At 36.4% G+C, this 22354-nt stretch carries 21 protein-coding genes; 19 read left to right on the top strand and 2 right to left on the bottom strand.

The window, feature by feature from the left end; all coding sequences use genetic code 11:
- Window positions 1–259: 259 nt before the first annotated feature.
- The 14 genes from KO524_RS08190 (at window position 260) to KO524_RS08125 (ending at window position 15359) form a co-directional block, all read left to right on the top strand.
- A complete protein-coding gene (locus KO524_RS08190; protein WP_219292818.1) occupies window positions 260–1651 on the top strand; it encodes an MATE family efflux transporter in 1392 nt (463 codons plus the stop codon).
- Window positions 1652–1690: 39 nt separating this feature from the next.
- Window positions 1691–2287 carry a Crp/Fnr family transcriptional regulator gene (locus KO524_RS08185; RefSeq protein ID WP_219292816.1) on the top strand — a complete coding sequence of 199 codons (597 nt, stop codon included), beginning with the start codon at window positions 1691–1693 and terminating at the stop codon, window positions 2285–2287.
- A 66-nt stretch (window positions 2288–2353) separates the two neighbouring features.
- The gene (locus KO524_RS08180) at window positions 2354–2767 is read left to right on the top strand and encodes a group III truncated hemoglobin (RefSeq protein ID WP_219292814.1); all 414 of its coding nucleotides are present in this window, start codon (window positions 2354–2356) and stop codon (window positions 2765–2767) included.
- 133 nt (window positions 2768–2900) lie between these two features.
- Window positions 2901–4154, top strand: coding sequence for a chloride channel protein (locus KO524_RS08175; protein ID WP_219292812.1), 1254 nt, complete (start codon window positions 2901–2903; stop codon window positions 4152–4154).
- 107 nt (window positions 4155–4261) lie between these two features.
- The gene (locus KO524_RS08170) at window positions 4262–4864 is read left to right on the top strand and encodes a hypothetical protein (RefSeq protein WP_219292810.1); all 603 of its coding nucleotides are present in this window, start codon (window positions 4262–4264) and stop codon (window positions 4862–4864) included.
- A 98-nt stretch (window positions 4865–4962) separates the two neighbouring features.
- Window positions 4963–6303 carry a sigma-54 dependent transcriptional regulator gene (locus KO524_RS08165; RefSeq protein WP_219292808.1) on the top strand — a complete coding sequence of 447 codons (1341 nt, stop codon included), beginning with the start codon at window positions 4963–4965 and terminating at the stop codon, window positions 6301–6303.
- Window positions 6304–6355: 52 nt separating this feature from the next.
- Window positions 6356–6643, top strand: coding sequence for a hypothetical protein (locus tag KO524_RS08160; protein ID WP_219292806.1), 288 nt, complete (start codon window positions 6356–6358; stop codon window positions 6641–6643).
- 101 nt (window positions 6644–6744) lie between these two features.
- Complete coding sequence (kdpF, locus tag KO524_RS15565) at window positions 6745–6822, top strand: K(+)-transporting ATPase subunit F (protein ID WP_219292946.1); 78 nt, start codon at window positions 6745–6747, stop codon at window positions 6820–6822.
- 88 nt (window positions 6823–6910) lie between these two features.
- On the top strand, window positions 6911–8602 hold the full coding sequence (gene kdpA / locus KO524_RS08150) for a potassium-transporting ATPase subunit KdpA (protein WP_219292804.1): 1692 nt from the start codon (window positions 6911–6913) through the stop codon (window positions 8600–8602).
- Window positions 8603–8692: 90 nt separating this feature from the next.
- A complete protein-coding gene (gene kdpB, locus KO524_RS08145; RefSeq protein ID WP_219292802.1) occupies window positions 8693–10705 on the top strand; it encodes a potassium-transporting ATPase subunit KdpB in 2013 nt (670 codons plus the stop codon).
- A 73-nt stretch (window positions 10706–10778) separates the two neighbouring features.
- The gene (locus tag KO524_RS08140; RefSeq protein ID WP_219292800.1) at window positions 10779–11339 is read left to right on the top strand and encodes a K(+)-transporting ATPase subunit C; all 561 of its coding nucleotides are present in this window, start codon (window positions 10779–10781) and stop codon (window positions 11337–11339) included.
- Between the two features lie 5 nt (window positions 11340–11344).
- Entirely contained in the window at window positions 11345–12427 is a 1083-nt protein-coding gene (locus tag KO524_RS08135; RefSeq protein WP_219292798.1) for a porin, read from the top strand.
- Window positions 12428–12436: 9 nt separating this feature from the next.
- Window positions 12437–13561, top strand: coding sequence for a sensor protein KdpD (locus tag KO524_RS08130; protein ID WP_219292796.1), 1125 nt, complete (start codon window positions 12437–12439; stop codon window positions 13559–13561).
- Window positions 13562–13640: 79 nt separating this feature from the next.
- Window positions 13641–15359: an ATP-binding protein gene (locus tag KO524_RS08125; RefSeq protein ID WP_219292794.1), complete on the top strand. Its 1719-nt coding sequence runs from the start codon at window positions 13641–13643 to the stop codon at window positions 15357–15359.
- Between the two features lie 98 nt (window positions 15360–15457).
- Here KO524_RS08125 and KO524_RS08120 read toward each other — a convergent pair whose 3' ends face one another.
- Window positions 15458–15859: a DoxX family protein gene (locus KO524_RS08120; RefSeq protein ID WP_219292792.1), complete on the bottom strand. Its 402-nt coding sequence runs from the start codon at window positions 15857–15859 to the stop codon at window positions 15458–15460.
- Between the two features lie 706 nt (window positions 15860–16565).
- Here KO524_RS08120 and KO524_RS08115 point away from each other — a divergent pair.
- The 5 genes from KO524_RS08115 to KO524_RS08095 all read left to right on the top strand — a co-directional run bounded on the left by KO524_RS08115 (window position 16566) and on the right by KO524_RS08095 (window position 21897).
- Window positions 16566–17234, top strand: a complete 669-nt coding sequence (locus KO524_RS08115; protein ID WP_219292790.1) for a hypothetical protein — start codon at window positions 16566–16568, stop codon at window positions 17232–17234.
- Between the two features lie 110 nt (window positions 17235–17344).
- Window positions 17345–17896 carry a DUF6252 family protein gene (locus KO524_RS08110; protein WP_219292788.1) on the top strand — a complete coding sequence of 184 codons (552 nt, stop codon included), beginning with the start codon at window positions 17345–17347 and terminating at the stop codon, window positions 17894–17896.
- 612 nt (window positions 17897–18508) lie between these two features.
- Entirely contained in the window at window positions 18509–19522 is a 1014-nt protein-coding gene (locus tag KO524_RS08105; RefSeq protein ID WP_219292786.1) for a hypothetical protein, read from the top strand.
- Window positions 19523–19884: 362 nt separating this feature from the next.
- The gene (locus tag KO524_RS08100) at window positions 19885–20898 is read left to right on the top strand and encodes a hypothetical protein (protein WP_219292784.1); all 1014 of its coding nucleotides are present in this window, start codon (window positions 19885–19887) and stop codon (window positions 20896–20898) included.
- A gap of 372 nt (window positions 20899–21270) precedes the next feature.
- Window positions 21271–21897 carry a 2OG-Fe(II) oxygenase gene (locus tag KO524_RS08095; RefSeq protein ID WP_219292782.1) on the top strand — a complete coding sequence of 209 codons (627 nt, stop codon included), beginning with the start codon at window positions 21271–21273 and terminating at the stop codon, window positions 21895–21897.
- A gap of 52 nt (window positions 21898–21949) precedes the next feature.
- Here KO524_RS08095 and KO524_RS08090 read toward each other — a convergent pair whose 3' ends face one another.
- Window positions 21950–22204 (bottom strand): VF530 family DNA-binding protein, encoded by a 255-nt coding sequence (locus KO524_RS08090; protein ID WP_219292780.1) that lies wholly within the window; start codon window positions 22202–22204, stop codon window positions 21950–21952.
- Between the last annotated feature and the right edge of the window lie 150 nt (window positions 22205–22354).

Genomic DNA, 22354 nt, shown 5'->3' with positions numbered 1-22354 from the left:
TTTTCATTGTGTTGTAGATTGCTTTTTTTAATAGGATACTGTTAACGGTTTTCATTTGTTTTAAAGCAGTACTACTTTAGAAGTGATGAAATTTAAAGAAGATAGTAATAAAGGGTTTTATTCCTTAATTAGGTTTTTAAAGCGTAAGTGATGCCTATGTAAATTCAGAATTAAAAGATGCTTTAACAAAATATAGTCAATTTAAATAAATTAATAAGCGTAAATTTGCAGTCTTTTTTCACTATAGAATCCTTAACTGATGATATTATCTAAATTCAAAAGGCTAAAACCTTATTATAAAAGCACCTTTTTATTGGCCGGTCCAGTAATCATATCTCAATTGGGATATACCTTAGTGCACATGGCAGATAGTGTGGTGGTTGGACATTTTTTAGGCACCATACCCTTGGCTGCTGTATCTTTAGTCCATTCCGTTTTTATGGTGGTATTGGTCATCGGATTGGGAATCGCATATGGAATTACTCCATTAATAGCTCAAGCTAACGGTAGAGGGGATAAACAAGAATGCGCAACCCTATTGGCCAATAGCCTTTGGTTAAATCTTATAACGAGTATTTTACTTTTTTTGCTCGTATATTACGGGTCGGTATTTGCCGTTGAGCATCTCGATCAAGATCCACAAGTAGTAGAGGTAGCAAAACCCTACTTGTTTATTTTGAGTTTATCCATAATTCCGTTGATGATTTTTAATGCATTCAAGCAGTTTGCAGAAGGATTGGGCTTCACCAAACAAGCTATGAATATTTCGATATGGGGAAATGTATTGAACATCATTTTGGCAATTGTATTTGTTAAAGGAATGTTTGGTATTGAATCTATGGGAATCAGCGGGGTTGGTTATAGTACTTTAATCGACCGAGTTATGATGATGATAGCCATGGGAATCTACGTTTTTAAAGGAAAAGTGTTTCGTGTCTACATACAATATTTTCAATTGTTTAAGGTAGAATGGGATAAGTGCATTCGAATACTAAAAATTGGAGCACCGGTTGCTATGCAATATGTTTTTGAAATTGGCGCCTTTGCTGGAGCGGCACTAATCGCCGGAACCATCGGAGCCACTGAGCAAGCCTCTCATCAAGTAGGTATTCAATTGGCGTCTCTAACCTATATGATGGCAAGCGGTATAGCTACTGCAGCGACTATAAAAACCGGAAACAGTTTTGGAAATGGCAACTTTGTGCGTTTGCAACGCTATGCGATTTCGTCATACCATCTCGTGATTTTGTTTATGTGTTGTACGGCAACGCTATTTGCAGTATTTAATCAGTATTTGCCCTATATATTCACTCAAGATATAGCCGTAGTTACCATAGCTGCACAATTGTTGATCATCGCTGGTTTATTTCAATTGTTCGACGGTGTACAGGTGGTGGGACTTGGTGTATTAAGAGGAATTGGCGATGTCAATGTTCCGACATTTATTACTTTTTTTGCGTATTGGATCGTTGGTATGCCAGCGGCTTACGTGATGGGAATTGTATTCAAATGGGGCGTTATCGGAATTTGGTACGGACTTAGTCTCGGTTTATTAACTTCCTCTGTATTACTGTATTGGAGGTATCGCGTTAAAATCAGAATCTTTCTAGCAGGTCAAAATAATCGGTTGAAACCAACAGTAGAAGTATAATTGTGAAAATTATTTTCAGTTTAAAATTCATCCAAAACAATGATTGATGTTGCAACGCTAATCCAGTCGGGGGCTGAACAAAAAAACTATCCTAAGGGGACTGTGATTTTTGAAGCCAAAACTTATCCAAAGTTTTACTATCAGATCGTTGTAGGGAAAGTCAAAATGAATAATTATTCGGAAAGTGGCAAAGAATTTATACAGAATATTTTTACAGCTGGGCAAAGTTTTGGGGAACCACCGTTGTTTATCGATGAACCCTATCCTGCTAATGCAATTGCCCTAACGGCTATTAGCTTGTTGCAAATATCCAAGGAACAATTTTTTGTGATGTTGTATCAACATCCGGAAGTTTCTATAGCTGTAAATAGAAGTTTAGCGCGACGTTTGTTTTTTAAAGCGGTTATGGCACCGGAAATATCCGCTAAAGAACCCGAGAAAAAGCTTTTAGCTCTGATGGATTATATCAAAAATCACAGTGAAAATCCTTTGGACGACACGCCTTTTTTAATACCGATGACCCGACAGCAATTGGCTGACCTCACGGGATTACGCGTCGAAACCGTGATTAGAACGATCAAGCAATTGGAAAAAGAAGGTAAACTTCAAATCATTCAACGAAAAATCTATAGGTAGTTTTATGATTACAATCATAAAAACAAGCTTGTATTAAACACTACCTTTGTTGAAAATGAAATTAAAATGACCCCTATAGAAAAACGCTTACCCGACGTAACTGACCGCCATCAATTGTTCTTTATCGTCAGTACTTTTTATGATGCTGTACGTCAGGATGCTGAGCTTGGTCCTATTTTTAATGAGATTATTACGGAATGGGACGAGCATTTGGAGAAAATAACCGATTTTTGGGCCATGCATCTATTTGGTACCAAGGCTTATACCGGAAATCCCGTTTTGGCTCACCAACTGGTAGATCAACAACAGCAGGAGAGTATTACTCCTTATCATTTCGGTACTTGGTTGTTTTATTGGTTGCAAACAATCAATACGCATTTTGAAGGTCCCAATGCTGAAATACTCAAAGACAAATCTCGCAAAATGCAGACCATATTGTATATGAAGATTTTTGAATATCGAAAAAAGAAAAAGCAATAGGCGTATTATTTGGGCGTTCCCTATCGGGCGGGCTTTCCACTATATTTTTCTTGAGCAAAAAAAGCTCAAGAAAAGATGCCGTTTCAATCCCTAACGCGAAATATCTGCATAAATCTCCATAGTTTTAGTTTCAATGACCTCTAAAAACAAATATTACTCGTCCAAATGGGCAACTATTTTATTCGCATCGGCCTTAGTTGGTTTTCTATCCGGTTTTATCGGGTTGATTTTAAAACATTTGACGGAGAATTTCGAAGCGCGTTTTTTTCTGAAAACACAAGAGAATAATTATCTAATAGCCCTTTTTCCAATTTTGGGCTTAAGCGTTATTTTTATACTGCGTAAGTATTTGTTTAAAAACAAGGAAAACAAGGGGATTCGCGAAGTGCTCGACGCGACTTCTTCAACAAAAAAATTGCCTTTATATAAAATACCTTCTCATTTTATCAACGGTTTTTTAACGGTCATTTTTGGTGGATCAACCGGAATTGAAGTTTCTACTGTCGTGAGTACAGCAGCTTTAGGTGGGATGGTTGCACGTAAAAAACACTTTCTAAAAAAATATAAAAACGAATGGATGGGTGCTGCGATTGCTGCTGGAGTAACCGTGTTGTTTCACAGTCCGTTAGCGGGTTTGTTTTTCTCCTATGAAAACATTCTAAAACGCCGTTCTAAAATCATCATAGTCACGCATTTGGTTTCGGTAACAGTGGCCTGGGGCATGTTGTTTATTGTCGATGAACCTCCGTTGTTTCAAACCCAATTACAAGGATGGAAATATGAAGCCATTCCATATTTCCTTATATTATCTATAGTAGCATCGGTTTATGGGGTGTATTTAACCCAATCGGTTTTGCTGATTAAGTCTCGTTTTCCGATTAAAAAAAGCCCGTATTTAAATGTGGTTTTGTGCGCGGCATTCCTTAGTTTGTTTATTTGGCTATTTCCGGAATTGTACGGAGACGGTTACCATGCTATTAAAAATCAATTAAGTTCACCTACATTGACGACGGGTTGGGTATTTTTAAACATGGTTTTGCTGTTGTTCCTAAAGCCAATTATGGCAGCAATTACCTTACGAGGTGGGGGTGACGGTGGTGTTTTTGCACCCAGTATATTTGCAGGAGCCTTTCTGGGGATATTGATTGCTACATTGGCCAATACCTTTGCTGGTACAACTTTGCTTCCCCTAAATTTTATGATATTGGGTATTGCCTTGGTTCTAAGCGCCAGTTTGCATGCACCTTTTACCGCTATATTTTTGGTGTGTGGCCTTTTTGGCGATTATACTTTATTTATTCCGTTATTGATTCTGGCACCATTGACCAAGTGGATTACGGTAAAAATATATCCCTATACCGTTTATAATATTCACCTAAAAATCTAAAGTATGTGTTGTTATGTAAATAAACAAGGCAGCGATTGCTTAGTGCTAAATACTGTTTGATTTTGTAAATCGCATTGTTTTTTGCTTTACATTTGAACAAAAAAGCGATGAAAAACAACGGGTCATTATTAGGCGTTTTGGTGATTTTTTTAGGTTTGTGTTTAGGAAGCATTTCGATGAAAGCAAGTCCTGGAATAGGAGAAAACAAGTTTAAGTTTAAAATTTTCCAAAATGGAAAAGAAGTGGTGGTGAAAAATCATGCTATTGAGTTGGAACCGACTACTTTTCAACTTAAATTTTTATTTGATAATCCGATGGGGATACTGGTTCACGCCTCATTTAAAGACCAAACGTATAAAGATATAGTCGCAGGGAAACCGCTTTCTCAAATACCGACAATGGAAACAGGTATGGCTGAGGAATTGTATAATCCTTCGGAGAGCATTATAATAGAAGAGTCGGCCCCGAGTTATTGGTTTTTTGACAATACCGAAGAACACCGATTTGACGATTGCATATTAAAAGAGGATATTTGGGAATGTACGCGTACCGTTGACAATTTTAATTATGTGTTTAAAGACAAGTTAGTCAATGTATCCAAGGCGAAAGTCCCTTTATACCTCATACTGGTTTCTTCCGATTTTGATGAGCAAACGGATAAGCAGACGGAATATCAACGAGAATATATCGTAATCAAGTGGAAAAAATAACGCACTTTGGTTGCCCTTTATACAGTACAATTACCAAGCCAATAACGATTAAGTTGTTGGCTTAATGATTTGTAGATACATTTAAAATCAAACGGATTATGAATCCCATCTTAATTATTGATGACGAGGTAAAACTCCGAAGTTTATTGGCTCGAATTATGGAATTAGAGGGCTTTGAAGTAGTTCAAGCATCTGATTTAAAAACGGGTTTTAAAAAGTTAGAACAGCATACATTTGACGTGGTTTTATGCGATGTAAAATTACCTGACGGAAGTGGTGTGGATTTTAGCAAAAAAGTAAAAGACCGCTTTCCTTTGGTTGAGTTGATTTTAATGACGGCATATGGCAACATTCCAGATGGAGTACAAGCAATTAAAAACGGTGCTTACGACTATATCATCAAAGGGGAAGACAATAATAAAATTATTCCATTGCTGTATAGAGCCATGGAAAAGGTCAAGCTCAATAAAAGAGTAGAAAAATTAGAGAGTCAATTGGAACAAAAATACTCCTTTGATAAAACCATAGGCAAATCGGCAGCACTTTTACAGGCTGTTCAATTGGCAAAACGCGTTGCTACAACAGCTACAACGGTTTTATTAACCGGCGAGACCGGAACGGGTAAGGAGGTATTTGCACAGTCGATTCATCATGAAAGTAGCCGTAAAAAACAATCTTTTGTAGCGATAAACTGTGCTGCTTTTAGCAAAGATTTATTGGAAAGTGAAATGTTTGGACATAAAGCAGGTTCGTTTACCAACGCTATAAAAGATCAAAAGGGACTTTTCGAAGAAGCGCATTTGGGAACTATTTTTTTAGATGAAATAGGAGAGTTGCCTTTGGACTTACAAGCTAAGTTGTTACGCGTTTTGGAAACCGGTACTTTTTTAAAAATTGGGGATTCCAAACCAACAACGGTGGATATTCGAATTATTGCAGCCACAAATCGCGATCTAACCAAAGAGATTCAACAGGGTAATTTTAGAGAGGATTTGTATTACCGCTTATCTGTTTTTCCTATAGAACTACCAGCCTTGCGCAACCGAATTTCAGATATAGCTGAACTGGTAGACCATTTTCTAAAAATGATGACACTACAGTCGGGTAAGAAAACTTTAAAGCCATCTAAAGAGGCTTTAGAAGCATTAAAAGCACATGCATGGCCTGGAAATATACGCGAATTAAAAAACGCCTTAGAACGCGCTATAATAATGAATAACGGAGATGTGTTGGAACTGATTGATTTGCCAATCGAATTTCAAAAGCATGCTTCAGTATCGGCTAAGACAATAAGTTCTTTTGAATTGGCATACGCAGAAAAAAACCATATTTTATCCGTGTTGAAATACACCAACGGCAATAAGACCAAAACAGCTGAACTACTCGGAATAGCGTTAACTACACTCTATAGAAAATTAGAAGAATACCGCTTGGGGTAAACACCCCTATCGTTATGCTAATATACCCTTTCATTTTGAAAGGGTTTTTTGTTTGTACACAATTCGATTTTGGTTTAAGCGTATTGTCTTACAGGGAGTTATAGCTATTGCTGTTTTATTGGTATGGGAATTGGCTATAGTGTGTATATCAAATTTATACACCATGAACATACAACAACCTATTAAGCTCCTTACACACCACTTTCTCAAAGTGGTATTGCTGTCGAAAAACGATCAGCCCAATCCGATTTTAGGAATCAAAACTACCGCAGTTCCAATGCGTAGCAAGACGGATACCGTTCAATTAATTCCAATTATTTTATTTAAAAATTCCCGATGATGATTGCACTACTCTTGCTTTTAGTCGGTTTAGTCGGCTTTGTGATTTGCTACAAAAGCATTGATTTTTTTAGTTCTATTTAATTTAAAAACCTTTAAAATATGATTTTTTTATTGCTTTTGGCCCTGGCCGTTTTTGGATATATGTGTTACGTTTTAATACACCCTGAAAAATTTTAAAGCCAATTATAAATGTAAATATATTTAGTGTAACATGTTTTTTTATAAGTAGATAAATAATGTTATGTAAATGTTTAATTTAATATATATGAATACAGAAATACTGGGAATTATCGCGATGTTTTTACTTGCTGTCGCCATAGCTATTCCGTTAGGCAAGTATATTGCCAGAGTTTATGCGGGAGACCGTACTTTTTTGGATTTCATTTGCAATCCTTTGGAAAAACGCCTTTACCAAATGAGTCGTATTGATGCAACTAGTTCGATGAATTGGCAACAACATTTAAAAGCCTTGCTCTGCATAAATCTCGTTTGGTTTGTGATGGTGTTTGTATTGCTGATGACCCAGCAGTACTTACCGTTAAATCCAGATAATAATCCGAATATGTCGGCAGATTTAGCTTTTAATACCGTGATATCGTTTGTGGTTAATTGCAATTTGCAGCATTATTCCGGTGAGACCGGGGTCAGTTATTTGTCGCAATTGGTTTTGATGTTTTTACAATTTGTCAGTGCGGCAAGTGGTATGGCGGCGGCTGTGGTGGTTTTTGAGGCTTTTAAACATAAAACAGCGCAGCATTTAGGCAATTTTTATGTGTTTTTTGTCAAATCGATTACGCGTATATTATTACCTCTTAGCGTGCTTGTAGCGCTTATTTTGGTTTTTAATGGCACACCGATGACTTTTGAAGGTAAAGATACTATGAGTGCTTTGGAAGGTCAAAGTGTAGAAGTGTCTCGTGGACCGGCTGCCGCATTTATAGCGATCAAACACTTGGGCACCAATGGAGGAGGTTTTTTTGGAACCAACTCAGCTCACCCGTTTGAAAATCCGAATTACACCACTAATATGGTGGAAATGATTGCGCAATTAATCATTCCTTTTGCGATGATTTTTGCCTTTGGTATTTACATCAACAGAAAACGTTTCTCCTATATGATTTTTGGAGTTATGACAGTCGGGTTTTTATGTCTGGTAATTCCAAATATCGTGATGGAAAGTGCTGGGAATCCTGCAATTGAAAGAATGGGAATCAATATGGATGCCGGGGCTATGGAGGGGAAAGAAACGCGTATTGGAGCGGCGGCTTCTGGTTTTTGGAGTATTGCAACTACGGTGATTTCTACGGGATCGGTCAATTCAATGCACGATAGTTCGATGCCGCTTTCGGGTATGAATGAGTTGTTAGCCATGATGATCAACAGTTTTTATGGTGGTGTTGGAGTCGGTATTTTAAACTTTTTCATATTTGTGATATTAGCGGTGTTTATCAGCGGGTTAATGGTTGGACGTACACCTGAATTTTTTGGAAAGAAAATCGAAGCTCGAGAGATTAAAATAGCGCTGATTATAGCTTTGGTTCATCCGTTGCTAATCTTAGTAGGAACGGCATTGGCAGTTTCAGTACCCGAATGGACGCAAGAAACTCTAAATAATCCTTCGTTTCACGGTTTTTCAGAAATGCTCTATGAATATACATCGTCCTCTGCTAATAACGGAAGCGGGTTTGAAGGTTTGGGAGATAATACACCATGGTGGAATATCAGTACGGGAATCGTACTATTATTAGCGCGATTTATACCGATTATTGGACCGGTGGCTATTGCGGGTTTGTTGGCGCAAAAGGCTTATATCCCCGAGAGCTCAGGTACATTAAAAACCGATACAGCGACTTTTGGGGTTCTGATATTGACCATTATTTTGATCATTGCTGCTTTGGCCTTTTTTCCGGCATTAACCCTCGGACCTATCGCGGAATATTTTACCCTACACCAATAAATAATTATGGTTTGCATTCTTATTTAGAATTTGTACTGATCAAATAGCTAAGGAGATTGCAGAGACCTATATTTAAAAACACGATTATATATGAATACAAATAACAAATCTCTTTTTGATAAAAGAGTATTTTATGATGCAATAAAACAATCCTTTATAAAACTCAATCCGCGAACCTTAATTAAAAATCCGGTGATGTTTACGGTAGAAATTGGTGCTTTTGTACTGTTTTTGGTTTGTATTTGGATTTTATTAGGCGAAAAAAGTCAAGGGAGTTTTGGGTATAATTTAACCATATTTATCTTGCTTTTATTCACTTTGTTGTTCGCCAATTTTGCCGAAGCCATAGCGGAGGCTCGTGGAAAAGCTCAGGCGGATAGTTTGCGTAAAACCAGAGAGGAAACACCAGCTACTTTAGAAGACGGTACGATAGTATCTTCCTCTAGCTTGCAGAAGGGGAGTGTCTTTATCTGTAGAGCGGGTGATATCATAGCTGCTGATGGAGAAATTATGGAAGGACTTGCAACCATTGATGAAAGTGCAATTACAGGTGAAAGCGCGCCGGTAATTCGCGAAGCTGGTGGAGATAAAAGTTCGGTTACCGGAGGTACTAAAGTACTGTCTGACCAAATTAAAGTGTTGGTAACAACACAACCAGGAGATAGTTTTTTGGATAAAATGATCGCTTTGGTAGAAGGAGCCAGCAGACAAAAAACACCTAATGAAATTGCATTAACCATATTGTTGGCTGGATTTACGATGATTTTTATTATTGTTACCGTGACTTTAAAACCCTTTGCAGATTATGCAGGAGTACCCATTACCATTGCCGCATTTATTTCGTTGTTCGTTTGTTTGATTCCAACGACTATAGGAGGTTTGTTGTCCGCGATTGGAATAGCGGGTATGGATAGAGCCTTACGCGCTAATGTGATTACCAAAAGTGGAAGAGCAGTGGAAGTAGCAGGAGATATTGACGTTTTACTACTGGATAAGACGGGAACCATCACGATTGGAAATCGAAAAGCGACTCAATTTTATACGGCTGAGGGCGTTGATCCGCTACATTTTCAGAAATCGGTCGTATTGAGTTCGATGAGTGATGAAACCCCAGAGGGAAAATCCATTATAGAATTAGCGGGTAAAGACCCGAAAAGCTACGGGATTAGCAATCCGGTTTTTATTCCTTTTACCGCTGAAACACGGAGTTCTGGAATTGATTTTGACGGGCTGCGCATCCGCAAAGGTGCCGCTGATGCTATTCGAAAACTGTGTGAGGAAAAAGGAAATAGCTATCCACTGGAAATTCAGGAGATCGTCGAGAAAATCGCTAATAATGGAGGAACGCCCTTGGTCGTTTCGGAAAACGAAAAAATTATCGGTGTAGTAGAATTGCAGGATATCGTGAAACCGGGCATTCAGGAGCGTTTTGCGCGATTGCGAATGATGGGTATTAAAACAGTAATGGTTACCGGAGATAATCCTTTAACGGCGCGTTTTATAGCTGAAAAAGCGGGTGTTGCTGACTATATAGCGGAAGCCAAGCCTGAAGATAAGATGAATTACATCAAAAAGGAACAAAGCGAAGGTCGACTGGTTGCTATGATGGGCGATGGTACCAATGACGCACCGGCTTTGGCTCAGGCCAATGTTGGGGTAGCGATGAACAGCGGTACTCAAGCGGCTAAGGAAGCGGGTAATATGGTTGACTTGGATAATGATCCGACCAAACTGATCGAAATTGTTGAAATCGGTAAACAGTTGTTGATGACCCGTGGCACCTTAACCACCTTTAGTATTGCTAACGATGTTGCCAAATATTTTGCTTTGATTCCAGCACTTTTTATCACGGCCATACCCGCTTTAAATGGATTGAATATTATGCAATTGCACAGTCCCGAAAGTGCCATACTATCCGCAGTGATTTTCAATGCCATCATCATCCCGATTTTAATACCTCTGGCTTTAAAAGGGGTTGCATATAAACCAATTGGTGCCAGTGCTTTATTGAGACGAAATTTATTGATATACGGTCTCGGCGGTATCTTGGTTCCCTTCGTTGGTATCAAGTTAATCGATTTGTTTGTTGCACTATTTGTTTAGTTCTATATTTAAATTTTAACTTTAAGTACCGTGTTTTAATGTGTTTAAAAACAAGGTTTAAAATATAATAAAAATGAAAAAAAATATACTTTCTTCCCTATTGCTTACAGGTGGAACCATGTTGTTATTAGTTGTGGTATATCCACTAATTGTTTGGGGATTTGCTCAGTTTTCACCGAACGCCGGTAAGGGCGAATTGGTGAGACATAACGGCAAGGCCTATTATGTGAATATCGGACAGGCTTTTGTTTCCGAGAAGTATTTTTCATCGCGGCCTTCCGCTGTCGATTATAATGCTGCGGGTTCTGGTGCCAGTAATAAAGCCGTTACCAATCCCGAATATTTAGCTCAGGTGTCACAGCGTATCGACGAATTTATGGACAAGAACCCTAGGGTTAAAAAAGAAGATATTCCCGTTGATTTAGTAACGGCAAGCGGTAGTGGGTTGGATCCCAACTATTCCGTACAAGCAGCTGTGGTTCAAGTGGCTCGAATTGCCACTAGTAGAAATCTTTCAGAGAGTGTGGTGATGCAATTAATTCACAACCAAATCGAAAGTCCCTTATTGGGGATTTTTGGTCCCGAGAAAGTTAATGTATTGCGTTTGAATATTGCCTTAGACCAAATCAAATAACAAGTATGAAAAACTTATTTAGTATAGCGCTACTCCTCGGTGGAGTAGCTATTGCTGTGGCACAACATGATACGATATCCAAACCGGCATTGACTATTGACGGTTATGCCGAATTGTATTATAGTTACAGCTTTAATCAGCCCAAGAACAACCAACTACCCGGGTATTTGTATTCGTTTAATCGACATAATGAAGTCAGTCTTAATTTTGGAATGATTCGAGCAACTTACGAAAAAGATCGGGTTCGTGGAAAAATAGCTTTAATGGCGGGCAGTTATGTCACGTCTAACTTAGCAGCAGAACCCGATGGATTAAAAAACATTTATGAGGCCAATGTGGGATTAAAACTATCAGAGACCAAGGATTTGTGGTTGGATGCAGGTATTTTTAGTTCACATATCGGTTATGAGAGTGCTGTGGGAGCGGATGTATGGACCTTGACTCGAAGTATTCCAGCTGAAAATTCGCCTTATTTTTCGTCGGGAGTTAAGATTTCCTACAAATCACCGAATCAAAAGTGGTTTTTAAGTGGTTTAGTATTAAATGGATGGCAACGTCTGCAACGTGTTGACGGCAATCATACGCTGGCATTTGGACATCAACTGACCTACCAACCCCATGAGAAATTCCTGATTAACAGCAGTTCCTTTATCGGTAGTGATACACCGGACAGCTTAAGACAAATGCGGTACTTTCACGATTTGTATACGCAAATAAAAATCAGTCCAAAGATACAACTGATTGCGGGTTTTGATATTGGAGTTCAACAGCAGTACAAACACAGTAAATCCTATAATATGTGGTATAGTCCGAGTTTAATAGGGAAATATACCTTTAACGACAAATGGAGTTGGAGTCTTCGTGGCGAATATTATTCGGATAAAAAACAAGTGATATTAGTTACGGATACTGAAAACGGATTTCAAACTTGGGGTTATTCCGTCAATTTTGATTATAGGATAACAAATCAAGTATTGTGGCGCATCGAACTGCGTAATTTTGACAGTAAAGACGCTATTTTTACTAGTAATGAGCGTGCTGTGTCTACTAATGCTTTTGCGAGTACCAGTTTGTCCATAAAATTTTAAAACAACACTATGCAAGAAGAACGCCAATCCGCCGAGGAGTTTTTAAAATTAATTCGCCGTTCTAAACGCGGTAAATTCAAGGTTTATATCGGAATGAGTGCTGGAGTAGGAAAAACGTATCGCATGTTACAGGAGGCACATGATTTGATGAAAAGTGGTGTCAAGGTCAAGGTTGGTTTTGTAGAGACGCATCAACGCGAGGAAACTGAAGCTTTGGTTGAGGGTTTAGTCGTGATTCCTAGAAAGCAGTTTTTTTATAAGGGAAAACAGGTTGAAGACATGGATTTGGAGGCGATATTAGCGATTAGACCTGAGGTCGTAATCGTTGATGAGTTGGCTCATTCGAATATGAGCGGTAGTAAAAACGATAAGCGATGGCAAGATGTTATGGATATATTAGACGCCGGAATCAATGTGATTTCGGCGGTTAATATTCAACATATTGAAAGTTTAAACGCCGAGGTAAAGGAGATTACGGGAATTGATATACAAGAGCGTATTCCTGATCAGGTTTTGGCTCAGGCAGATGAAATAGTTAATATCGATTTAACGGTTTCCGATTTGATGGAACGCTTAATTCAAGGCAAAATTTATAAAAATGATAAAATTGCCGCGGCTCTAAAGAATTTTTTTACTAAGTCCAATATTTTACAACTTCGAGAGTTGGCTTTAAAGGAGGTTGCATCACATGTAGAAAAAAAGGTGGAGACTGAAATAAGTTCATCCATACACGCGCGTCCGACGCGTTTTTTAGCTTGTATTAGCAGTAATGAGAAGACGGCCAAGGCGGTAATTAGAAAATCAGCTCGATTGGCCAACTATTTTCATTCTAGGTGGTATGTATTGTATGTACAAACAACTCGGGAAAGTCCCAATAAAATATCTTTGGCCAAACAAAGACATTTGATCAACAACCTAAAACTGGCTACTGAATTGGGGGCGGAAATTATTAAAGTTGAAAACAACAGTGTTGCTCAAGCTATCTTACAACAGGTAGAAGAGCGCAAAATAACTACCATTTGTATCGGGAAACCCAGATTGCAATTGTATCAAATTATTTTAGCGTCTAATGTGTTCAATCAGTTGTTAAAAAAGTTATCTTCATCGGCTGTAGATGTTATCATTATGTCCTAGTATAAATGAAGTGGTCAGATCCTCGTTTTATGCGTACAGTTGGATAAGTAATTGGGAAAAAATACCTTAGTAAAGATATATGAGAATTAAAACCAAGTTAACCCTAGGAGTGGGATTACTGTTTATTTTGATTGTTTTGTTGGGTTTGGTTGGGGCAATTTATATTCATTTTTTAAAAAATGACACCGAAAATATATTGTTAGACAATTATAATTCAGTGATTTATTCCAAGCAGATGTTGCAGGATATAGAAAGTCAAGCCACCCCAGATTTCGCTCATTTTGAAGAAGAATTAAAGCTTCAGGAACTCAATGCTACTGAGGAGGGGGAACAGAAAATCAATAAACAATTGCGCGAGCATTTCCAAGAATATCGTAATAATGGTCAGTCAATTGCGAACTTGAGTAAAATCAGAAATTCACTCTTAGAGTTGATGAGTATGAATATGCAGGCGATTGAACAAAAAAGCCAGTTTGCACAAGATACTGCCAATCGGGCTACGGTGTGGATTGCCGTTACGGGTACGGCATGTTTTATCATAGCTTTTACCTTATTGGTCAACTTACCGTCAAACATCTCAAATCCGATCAGTGAATTAACCCACAGCATTCAAAAAATTGCCGCTACTAAATATGATGAACGCGTGCATTTCGAAGACCATAATGAATTTGGTGATTTGGCCAAATCCTTTAATACTATGGCAGAGAAGTTGGAGGAATACAACAGTAGTAATCTGGCGCAACTCATGCGTCAAAAAAAGAGAATAGAAGCTTTAATCAACAATATGCAAGATCCGGTAATCGGTTTGGATGAAAATTGGAAAGTGATTTTTGCCAATGAAGAAGCATGTAAAGTTACGGGCTTATCCGAGCTTCAAATGATTGGTTTTAGCAGTAGGGATTTGGCATTGGAAAACGACTTGATTCGACTTCTATTGCGCAATTTGGAACGATCAGGAGATCAAACCGCCGAAACCTTAAAAATCATGGCCAATGGCAAAGAAGGTTACTATTCTCAAGAGGTAATTCACATTGAAGTGATACCTACAGGCGAATGGCTTAAGGAGTTGGTAGGACATGTTTTAATATTGAGAAATATTACAGAATACAAGGAATTGGATTTCGCTAAGACCCGCTTTATAGCTACGGTATCTCATGAATTTAAGACACCCATTGCTTCGATGAAACTCAGCTTGCAATTGTTGGAAAATGAACGAATAGGTATGTTAAATAAGGAGCAACAAAATTTAGTAACAGGTATTCAGGACGATGCCAACCGATTACTAAAAATAACAGCAGAATTGCTCAATATGACTCAGGTTGAAAGTGGAAATATACAGCTTAACATTCATAATACTGCGGTGGATAAGATTGTTGATTATGCCATAATGGCCAATCAGGCACAGGCAGATTTAAAGGGAATAAAACTGGTAAAAACAATAGAAATAGCAAATTTACTCGTTCTAGCTGATGCTGAAAAAACTGCATGGGTGATGACTAATCTACTAACCAATGCCATCAATTATTCTCACGAGCAATCCGACATTCAAATTCAGGTTTATCTTCAAGGGGATGCGGTTGTTTTTAGTGTTAAAGACTTTGGAATCGGTATTCCACCGGAATACTTATCTAAAGTTTTTGATCGGTATTTTCGTGTTCCAGGAACCCATAGAGAAGGCACAGGGCTCGGTTTAGCGATTAGTAAAGAATTTATAGAAGCCCAAGGTGGAAGCATTGCTGTTCACAGCGAATATGGTGTGGGGAGTGAGTTTGTGGTGGTGCTTATAGGGGCGGTTTAATTCAAATCTTATTTTTATCTAACTAAAGTGTATTGACAATAGTTTAAAATTAAAAACCCCAAAATCGCTTAAGAATTTTGGGGTTTTTAGATTGAGGTTTAATCCCATCGGTTTTTGTTGGATACCGACATTTTTCCACCTCCAGTAAAGAATAGTCCAAGGCTGGTGAAGAGATAAATGATTATCAATTCAAGAGCTAGTCCACCATTTGAATTTAGAGAAAATACGTCTTGGACGTGAGCAAATAGAATAATGCAGATACAAGTAATAACCAATGCTAAACTCGCCATGCGAGTTCGAAATCCAATGATAATCAGTATGGGAGCTATAATCTCTCCAATATAAATACCATAACTAATAAAAGTAGGTAATCCGTGTCCATCGACTAGACCCTTAATGTAATCAAGTCCGTGAATGATTTTGTTAATTCCGTGCAGTAGCATGGTAAGTCCGATAACTATTCGAATTAATAGAAGACCTAAATCGTTGTTTGCTTTCATCTTTTCAATTTTAAAAAGTTAATAAAGAATATTTATGAGTTGTATTACTCGCAATTTTGTTTTTGATTAAAAAAAACGCTTTAAATATAGCTATTTCTTTTATTTATGTACTATCTTTTGATAATTTAATTGTATTATATGATTAAATACTGGATAAACTGTTTAAATAGCATTTATTTCTGCCTTAAAATAATTCACAATAAAAATGCTGTATTTTTAAATACAAAATGATTTTCCTAGTGTAAAAATAGCCTCTATTTTCTTACTAAATGCTCCATTTATAAAAAAGACAGCGACTTATGTTTTTAATTTTATCAATAATTTATTAAAAAATCCCCTAAGGGTTGTGTAAGGTAAAGAAATCGGTTTATGATTCCCTATTTGAAATCGAGACGGGATGTTTTTGGGGTTTGTGTTGCTGTGTTTATAAAAAGGTTCATAAATGTTTTTTTTGTAAGACAAAAAATGCTTCGTTTAAGCTTTAAAAAGTAGTTAATTTAACTGTTTTTTAAAGTTATTATAGAAACATATAGTTGTGTGATGTATTGCTACTAGTGAAAAGATTTTTTTTTATTATTTTGTTGGATAAGTGTTGTAAATATTGTTTGTTTGTAGCTGTTATTGTGTTTTTGTTTACTTATTAATGCTTTTTGATATTTAATTCTCAGTTTTAGTTTTCAAAAAGCTTGTGTTTATATTTTAAATTATGGAAATTAAGAAATTGATAGCAATAGGGTGTATTGTTTTGGGAGTAGGAAATTTTTATGCTCAAACTTTAGAGTTATCTAATAGCTTTGGTGAAACGGCAGTGGTGAAACCCGATTCCATTACTCAATCAAGAGTAAATCCGATTATTTTTGTAGAGGGATTTACGGGAATAGTTGACGAATCTTTTGAAGAAAAGAGTTATGGTTTATCTTTAAACTATCAGCTTAAAAGTCATCTCTTCTCTTACCAGTATATACGAAATACAAACGATACTGATATTTATGCGTTGATTCCTATAAAGAGAAGAAATACCAATCAGCACGCTTTGTTGTATGGTCAGCGTTTTGTATTTAGCAGTATTTCCTTAAGCGTTTCGGCAGGGGTGTCTTATGCGTCAATTCAAAGAAAAATTCACGACATTTATAGTTATGATGCTCCTTATATACACGGTGAATCGTATTGGGGAATGCCGATTGAATTAAATTTTAAGTTGTTTAAAAATAAGAGAAAACCCTTTGGTCCTGCGCGACTTTTTGGCGCAAAAGAACCCGTTGGTTTTGGTTCGAGTATAGGTGTTAAGGTATATGGGTCTATTTCAAAGCATAACTATTTTGGTGCGGCCTTGGTTTTTGGATTGGGATGGCACAAATCTTATAAAATCGACTAGAACTTTTTAATTGATAAACAGTTTACTTGAACGAAAAGTACTGTAGTATAAAAACAAGGGAAATAAATTTTAAGAGCAAGTATTTTGCGATAAAAAATAAGGGTTTTGATATGAGAAAAATAGCAGGGTTGTTGCTTATGAGTTTGTTTTGTATGTGCTTTACATGTTCTGATGATTTGGTGTTACCACCGGCTACTACAGAGGGAGAAGACATTTTTGGATGTGTTGTTAATGGTGAATTGTTTGTAAAGAATCACGAATACGACAATCGTAGTTTTTATTCAAGCGATTCTGCAAAGGTCTATAGGAGAGCAAATGAATATGAATATAGGAACAGCCAATTTGATGGAGAAATTAGTTTGATTGCGAAAAAATTAAATTTAGAGCAAGGAAAAACCTATCCTTTAGCAGCGCCCAAAGCAGGGCAAGCTCATGCGGAAATGACGACTGCATCGGGGCAAAAATACACTACAACCGATCTAAATACAGGAGCGTGGACCATTACTAAAATCGATAAAACAAATCGTATTATTTCCGGTTATTTCTGGTTTGATATCGAAACCGTTGATAATGATGTCTATCGAGTACGAAGAGGTCGATTTGACATCAAGTATTTTGATCTTCCTCTAGAAGTCAAGCCTATCAGCAATAAGATGCACTAGGCTTTTTTAAAGAGATTTGTTTTATGTAAAAATTTTTCGCACTGTCTAGCTGTTTTTATAGGTAAAATTCGTAAATTACTATAAATACATGTCCTAAGCTCATCGGTGTTGAATACCCCAAAAGACAGAAATTTCATTTTCGATATTTACCTTGTATTAGTAAAAGCTAGCGCGCTTTATTGGTTTTATACTTGTATTCGCCCTCCTTTTTATTCAATAGGAATTTTATAATTTAATTAAAAGACAGGCTTTGGTGCACAATCCCAAATGAGGTATGGTGTAAAATAGCTAGTTGTTAAAAAGCCCATCTATTTGAAATTAATATTCAAGTAGATGGGTTTTTTTTGTGAATATTTTAAAATTAATATATTAATAGTTAATTTTTGATAGCCCTAGTGTATTTGAGGTTTTAAAATAATACACAATTATTAAATTCGCTTTTTTAAAAACTATTTGTTAATATTTAATTAAAATTTTTTATATTTATCAAGTAATTTTGATTTTATGAATTTAGTCCGGAATATTTTTTTGTAAAATTCATTATTTATTTAATTAATAATCATAATAACTATGTGATTATTAAATTTATTAATAACCAACAAATTTAAATTTATGAAAAAAGTTTTTTTATTGTTTATGACCGCCTCGTTGATGTTTGTGTCCTGTGAGTCGGAGTCGACAACGGCAACTTCTGATAAGGAAGGAGCGAAAGTGTCTTCTGAGATTAGTGATGAATTTCGAGCTTTACGAGAACGTGCCTTAGAGGATATTACACAAAGAAGTACGGTGTTTTACAGTTCTGAACGGGGAGGTGTTTTTGAGACGAATTCAAGTACTCAAATTAGTATTCCTGCAGATGCAATTCGCGCTCATAATGGAGAAAGGATAAATGGTAACATCGAAATTGTCTATATAGAGATTTTCAATAAATCAAAAATGGCAGTTACGAATAAACCTACTATGGGTTTAGTTGATGGTGAAAGACGTCTTTTAGAAACGGGTGGTGAGTTTTATCTAGATATTACTTACGAAGGACAGCAAGTTGACATTGTTAGTCCAATTAAAGTAAATATCAGCACTTCAAATTCCGATGCAGAACCAACAGGTATGGTTTTGTGGAACGGCGATATCAATAACAACGAGAATTTAACTTGGATTCCCGCTTTTGCAGAGGATTTGAGATTTGAAAATACTGGAGCTGTTTATGAAGGAGGAAAAAATGAGTTCTATGATGTAGTTCTAACGCGGTCTCGTAATTTTGGATGGTGTAATATTGATGTATTCGTAGATTTTGAAGGGCCTTTGTCCTTTATTACCGTAGAGCCTCCTGCCGGTTTTGATGATCATAACTCTTCTGTTTATTTGGCCGTAGAAGGACAAAATAATATGCTCGCGCAATTTGATATATTTAATGCTTCAACAAATACATTTGAAGAACATGGTGGTCTTGTATCAGAGGGATTAAAATGCCATATCATTTTTGTTTCAGGACAAGGTGGTAATTTTATCTACAGTATTCAATCGGTAACCGTGGGGCCTAGTGCTTCGTATTCGATATCTAACAGTAGTTTAATTACCACTAGTAATTATACACAGTTAGAAGCGGCTATTGATGCATTACCTTAAATAAGGTTTGTATAATGACTTTTATCTATAGGGCTGTCTTTTTGAGACAGCCCTTTTTTTATAACCGTATTGCCACATAGTAAGAGCGAATATTTGAGTATAAATTTTTATTGCGATTCAAGTAGGGAATAATCGGCAAAGCTGCCCCTAATTATATAAGGAATTATAAACCCATTTTTTTATATTTATTTTTTAAAATAAATTTGTTAATTTTTAATTAAAATTTTATATATTTATAAAGTAATTTTGATTTTATAAGTTTAGTCCGGAATATTTTTTTGTAAAATCTATTATTTATGCCAGTAATAGTCATAATAACCATGTGATTATTAAATTAATTAATAACCAACAAATTTAAATTTATGAAAAAAGTTTTTTTTATGTTAATGACGGTGTCGTTAATGTTTGTTTCTTGCGATTCGGATTCTAAAACAGAGTCAACAAATGAATTAGGAAAACCTGTTACCTCGGCAGTGACAGAAGAATTTAGAGAACTTAGACAGCATGCTTTGAGCGATATAACGCAAAGAAAGCGTGTTTTTTATGGTGGAGATAAAGCAGTGGTTTTTCAAACAGAGTCAAAAAGTAGTATAGTGATTCCACCACATTCAATCCGAACTCGTGGAGGACAGAGCATTTCTGGAGAAATTGATATCGTATATATTGAGATTTTCAATAAATCAAAAATGGTAGTGACAAACAAACCGACTATGGGGTTAGTACAAGGCAATCGTGCCCTATTGGAAACAGGAGGGGAGTTTTTCTTGGATATTACCTATCGTGGCGAGCAAGTTGAAATTGTACGTCCAATCACAGTTAGTATCAATAATACAAACTCCGATGCTGTAGCTAGGGGAATGGTATTGTGGAATGGCGATATTAATAATAATGAGAATTTGACTTGGTTACCTGCATCGCGTGAGGATTTGACCTTCGAGAATTCGGGCAGTGTATATGAAGGAGCAAGAGGTGATTTTTATAATGTAAATCTAAATAACTCTAGAAATTTTGGTTGGTGTAATATCGATAAACTAGTTCGATTTAATGGACAACCCGTATTTATTACCGTTCAACCTCCTGCAGGTTTTAACGATAGTAATTCATCGGTTTATTTAGCCGTTAAAGGTGAAGATAATATGTTGGCGCAATTTGATGTATTTAATAATGCAACGAATACATTTGAAGAACATGCTGGTTTAGTACCGGTAGGTTTAGAGTGTTATATCATTTTTGTTTCTGGACAAGGAGGGAATTTTATCTACAGTATTCAAGCGATAACGGTAGGTGCTAATGCGGCATATACTGTTCCTGGTAGTACTTTGGTTACTACGACTAATTACACCGACCTAGAAGCTGCTATCGAAGCATTGCCATAACGGTTAATTTTAATTCATTGTTACCATTAGGGTTGTCTTAAATAGACAGCCCTTTTTTATGCACTGAAATGCCTTGGAGTTTACTATCACTAAAAAACAATAGCTTTTACATCTCAAAATATATAAAAGTTATTTGGCGAAACCCTAATTGCATGGCTGGTGGAATTTTCGATTGAGCTGTCTGGTTGGTTTTTTGGCTTTTTTGATGTGATTATACCGCATTTTGAGGCTATAATTCAACAATCGAATGACGTTTTAACATTAGCCTGGTAACTTGAAAAATTTAACATTTTATACAATAAAAAAAAGCCTTTTACAGCATTGTTTTTTTTTACTAAAAACTATATTTGTATAGGTTTTTTATACATATATATGGTAGGATTTGATTTAAATCCAGTTTACGAGTTAATAATTGACGATTTAGTCAATCATAAATACGCGATATCCGATCACTTTTTTTCGGATGAAGAAGTACGAATTCTTCGCAACCACCTCCTTTTAAAACAAGAACAAGAGAATTTTAAAAAAGCCGCTATTGGTAAGCTTTTTAACGAACAAGTAATCAAGGAAGTTCGGGGTGATTTTATATTGTGGATGGAGGAAGAAAAAGCCGATGAAGTGGAGCAACTGTTTTTTGCAAAAATCAACGACTTAATTGCTTATTTAAACCGCACTTGTTATCTGGGAATTTGTGAAAGTGAATTTCATTACGCCATTTACCCAGAAGGTACTTTTTATCAACGGCATTTAGACGTTTTTCAAAACGATAATAGAAGGACCTTATCGCTGGTTTTTTATCTAAATGATGAGAATTGGCAAGCCGATTATGGCGGTGAACTCGCTTTGTTTTTAGAGGGTGATAACGGTCAGCAATCCGAACTAAAAATTCAACCCTTGGCAGGGCGTATGGCACTGTTTGATAGCAAAACAATCGAACACGAAGTGAAGAAAGTTAAACAACAACGCTACAGTATAACCGGCTGGTTAAAAACGAGATAATATAGCTTAGATATAAAAAAACCGACTTAGGAGTCGGTTTTTTTATATCGGATTATTTTAAAAGGTTTTTTTGAGCCTTTTTGAGTTCGTAAGTATATATTTTAATGAATAAGTTTTCAACTTCTGTACGTGCCCAAGGCATTTTGCGTAAAAATTTTAAAGAAGAATTGATACTGGCATCTTTTTTAAAACAATTGATGTTGACCTCCTTGCTCAATCCTTCGAACCCTTCATAATAATTTACCAAGTATTCAAGTATAAAAACCAGCGTTTTTCCGTGTAAGGGATTTTTTAATTCTTCTTCCATAAACCTGTTTAAAGAGCAAAGTTAATCAATAAAATGCTACTTTAAAGCGTTTATACACCAACTCTTGTGTTTTAAACTTCTACTATAATATTTTGATGGGTTTAGCTTTCTGTATATCAGTAAGAACGTCAGGAATCAAGACCCATAAAC

The sequence above is a fragment of the Flavobacterium sp. NKUCC04_CG genome, from assembly GCF_019345525.1.
Classification (GTDB): domain Bacteria; phylum Bacteroidota; class Bacteroidia; order Flavobacteriales; family Flavobacteriaceae; genus Flavobacterium.
This window is presented reverse-complemented; position numbering and strand designations above follow the sequence as displayed.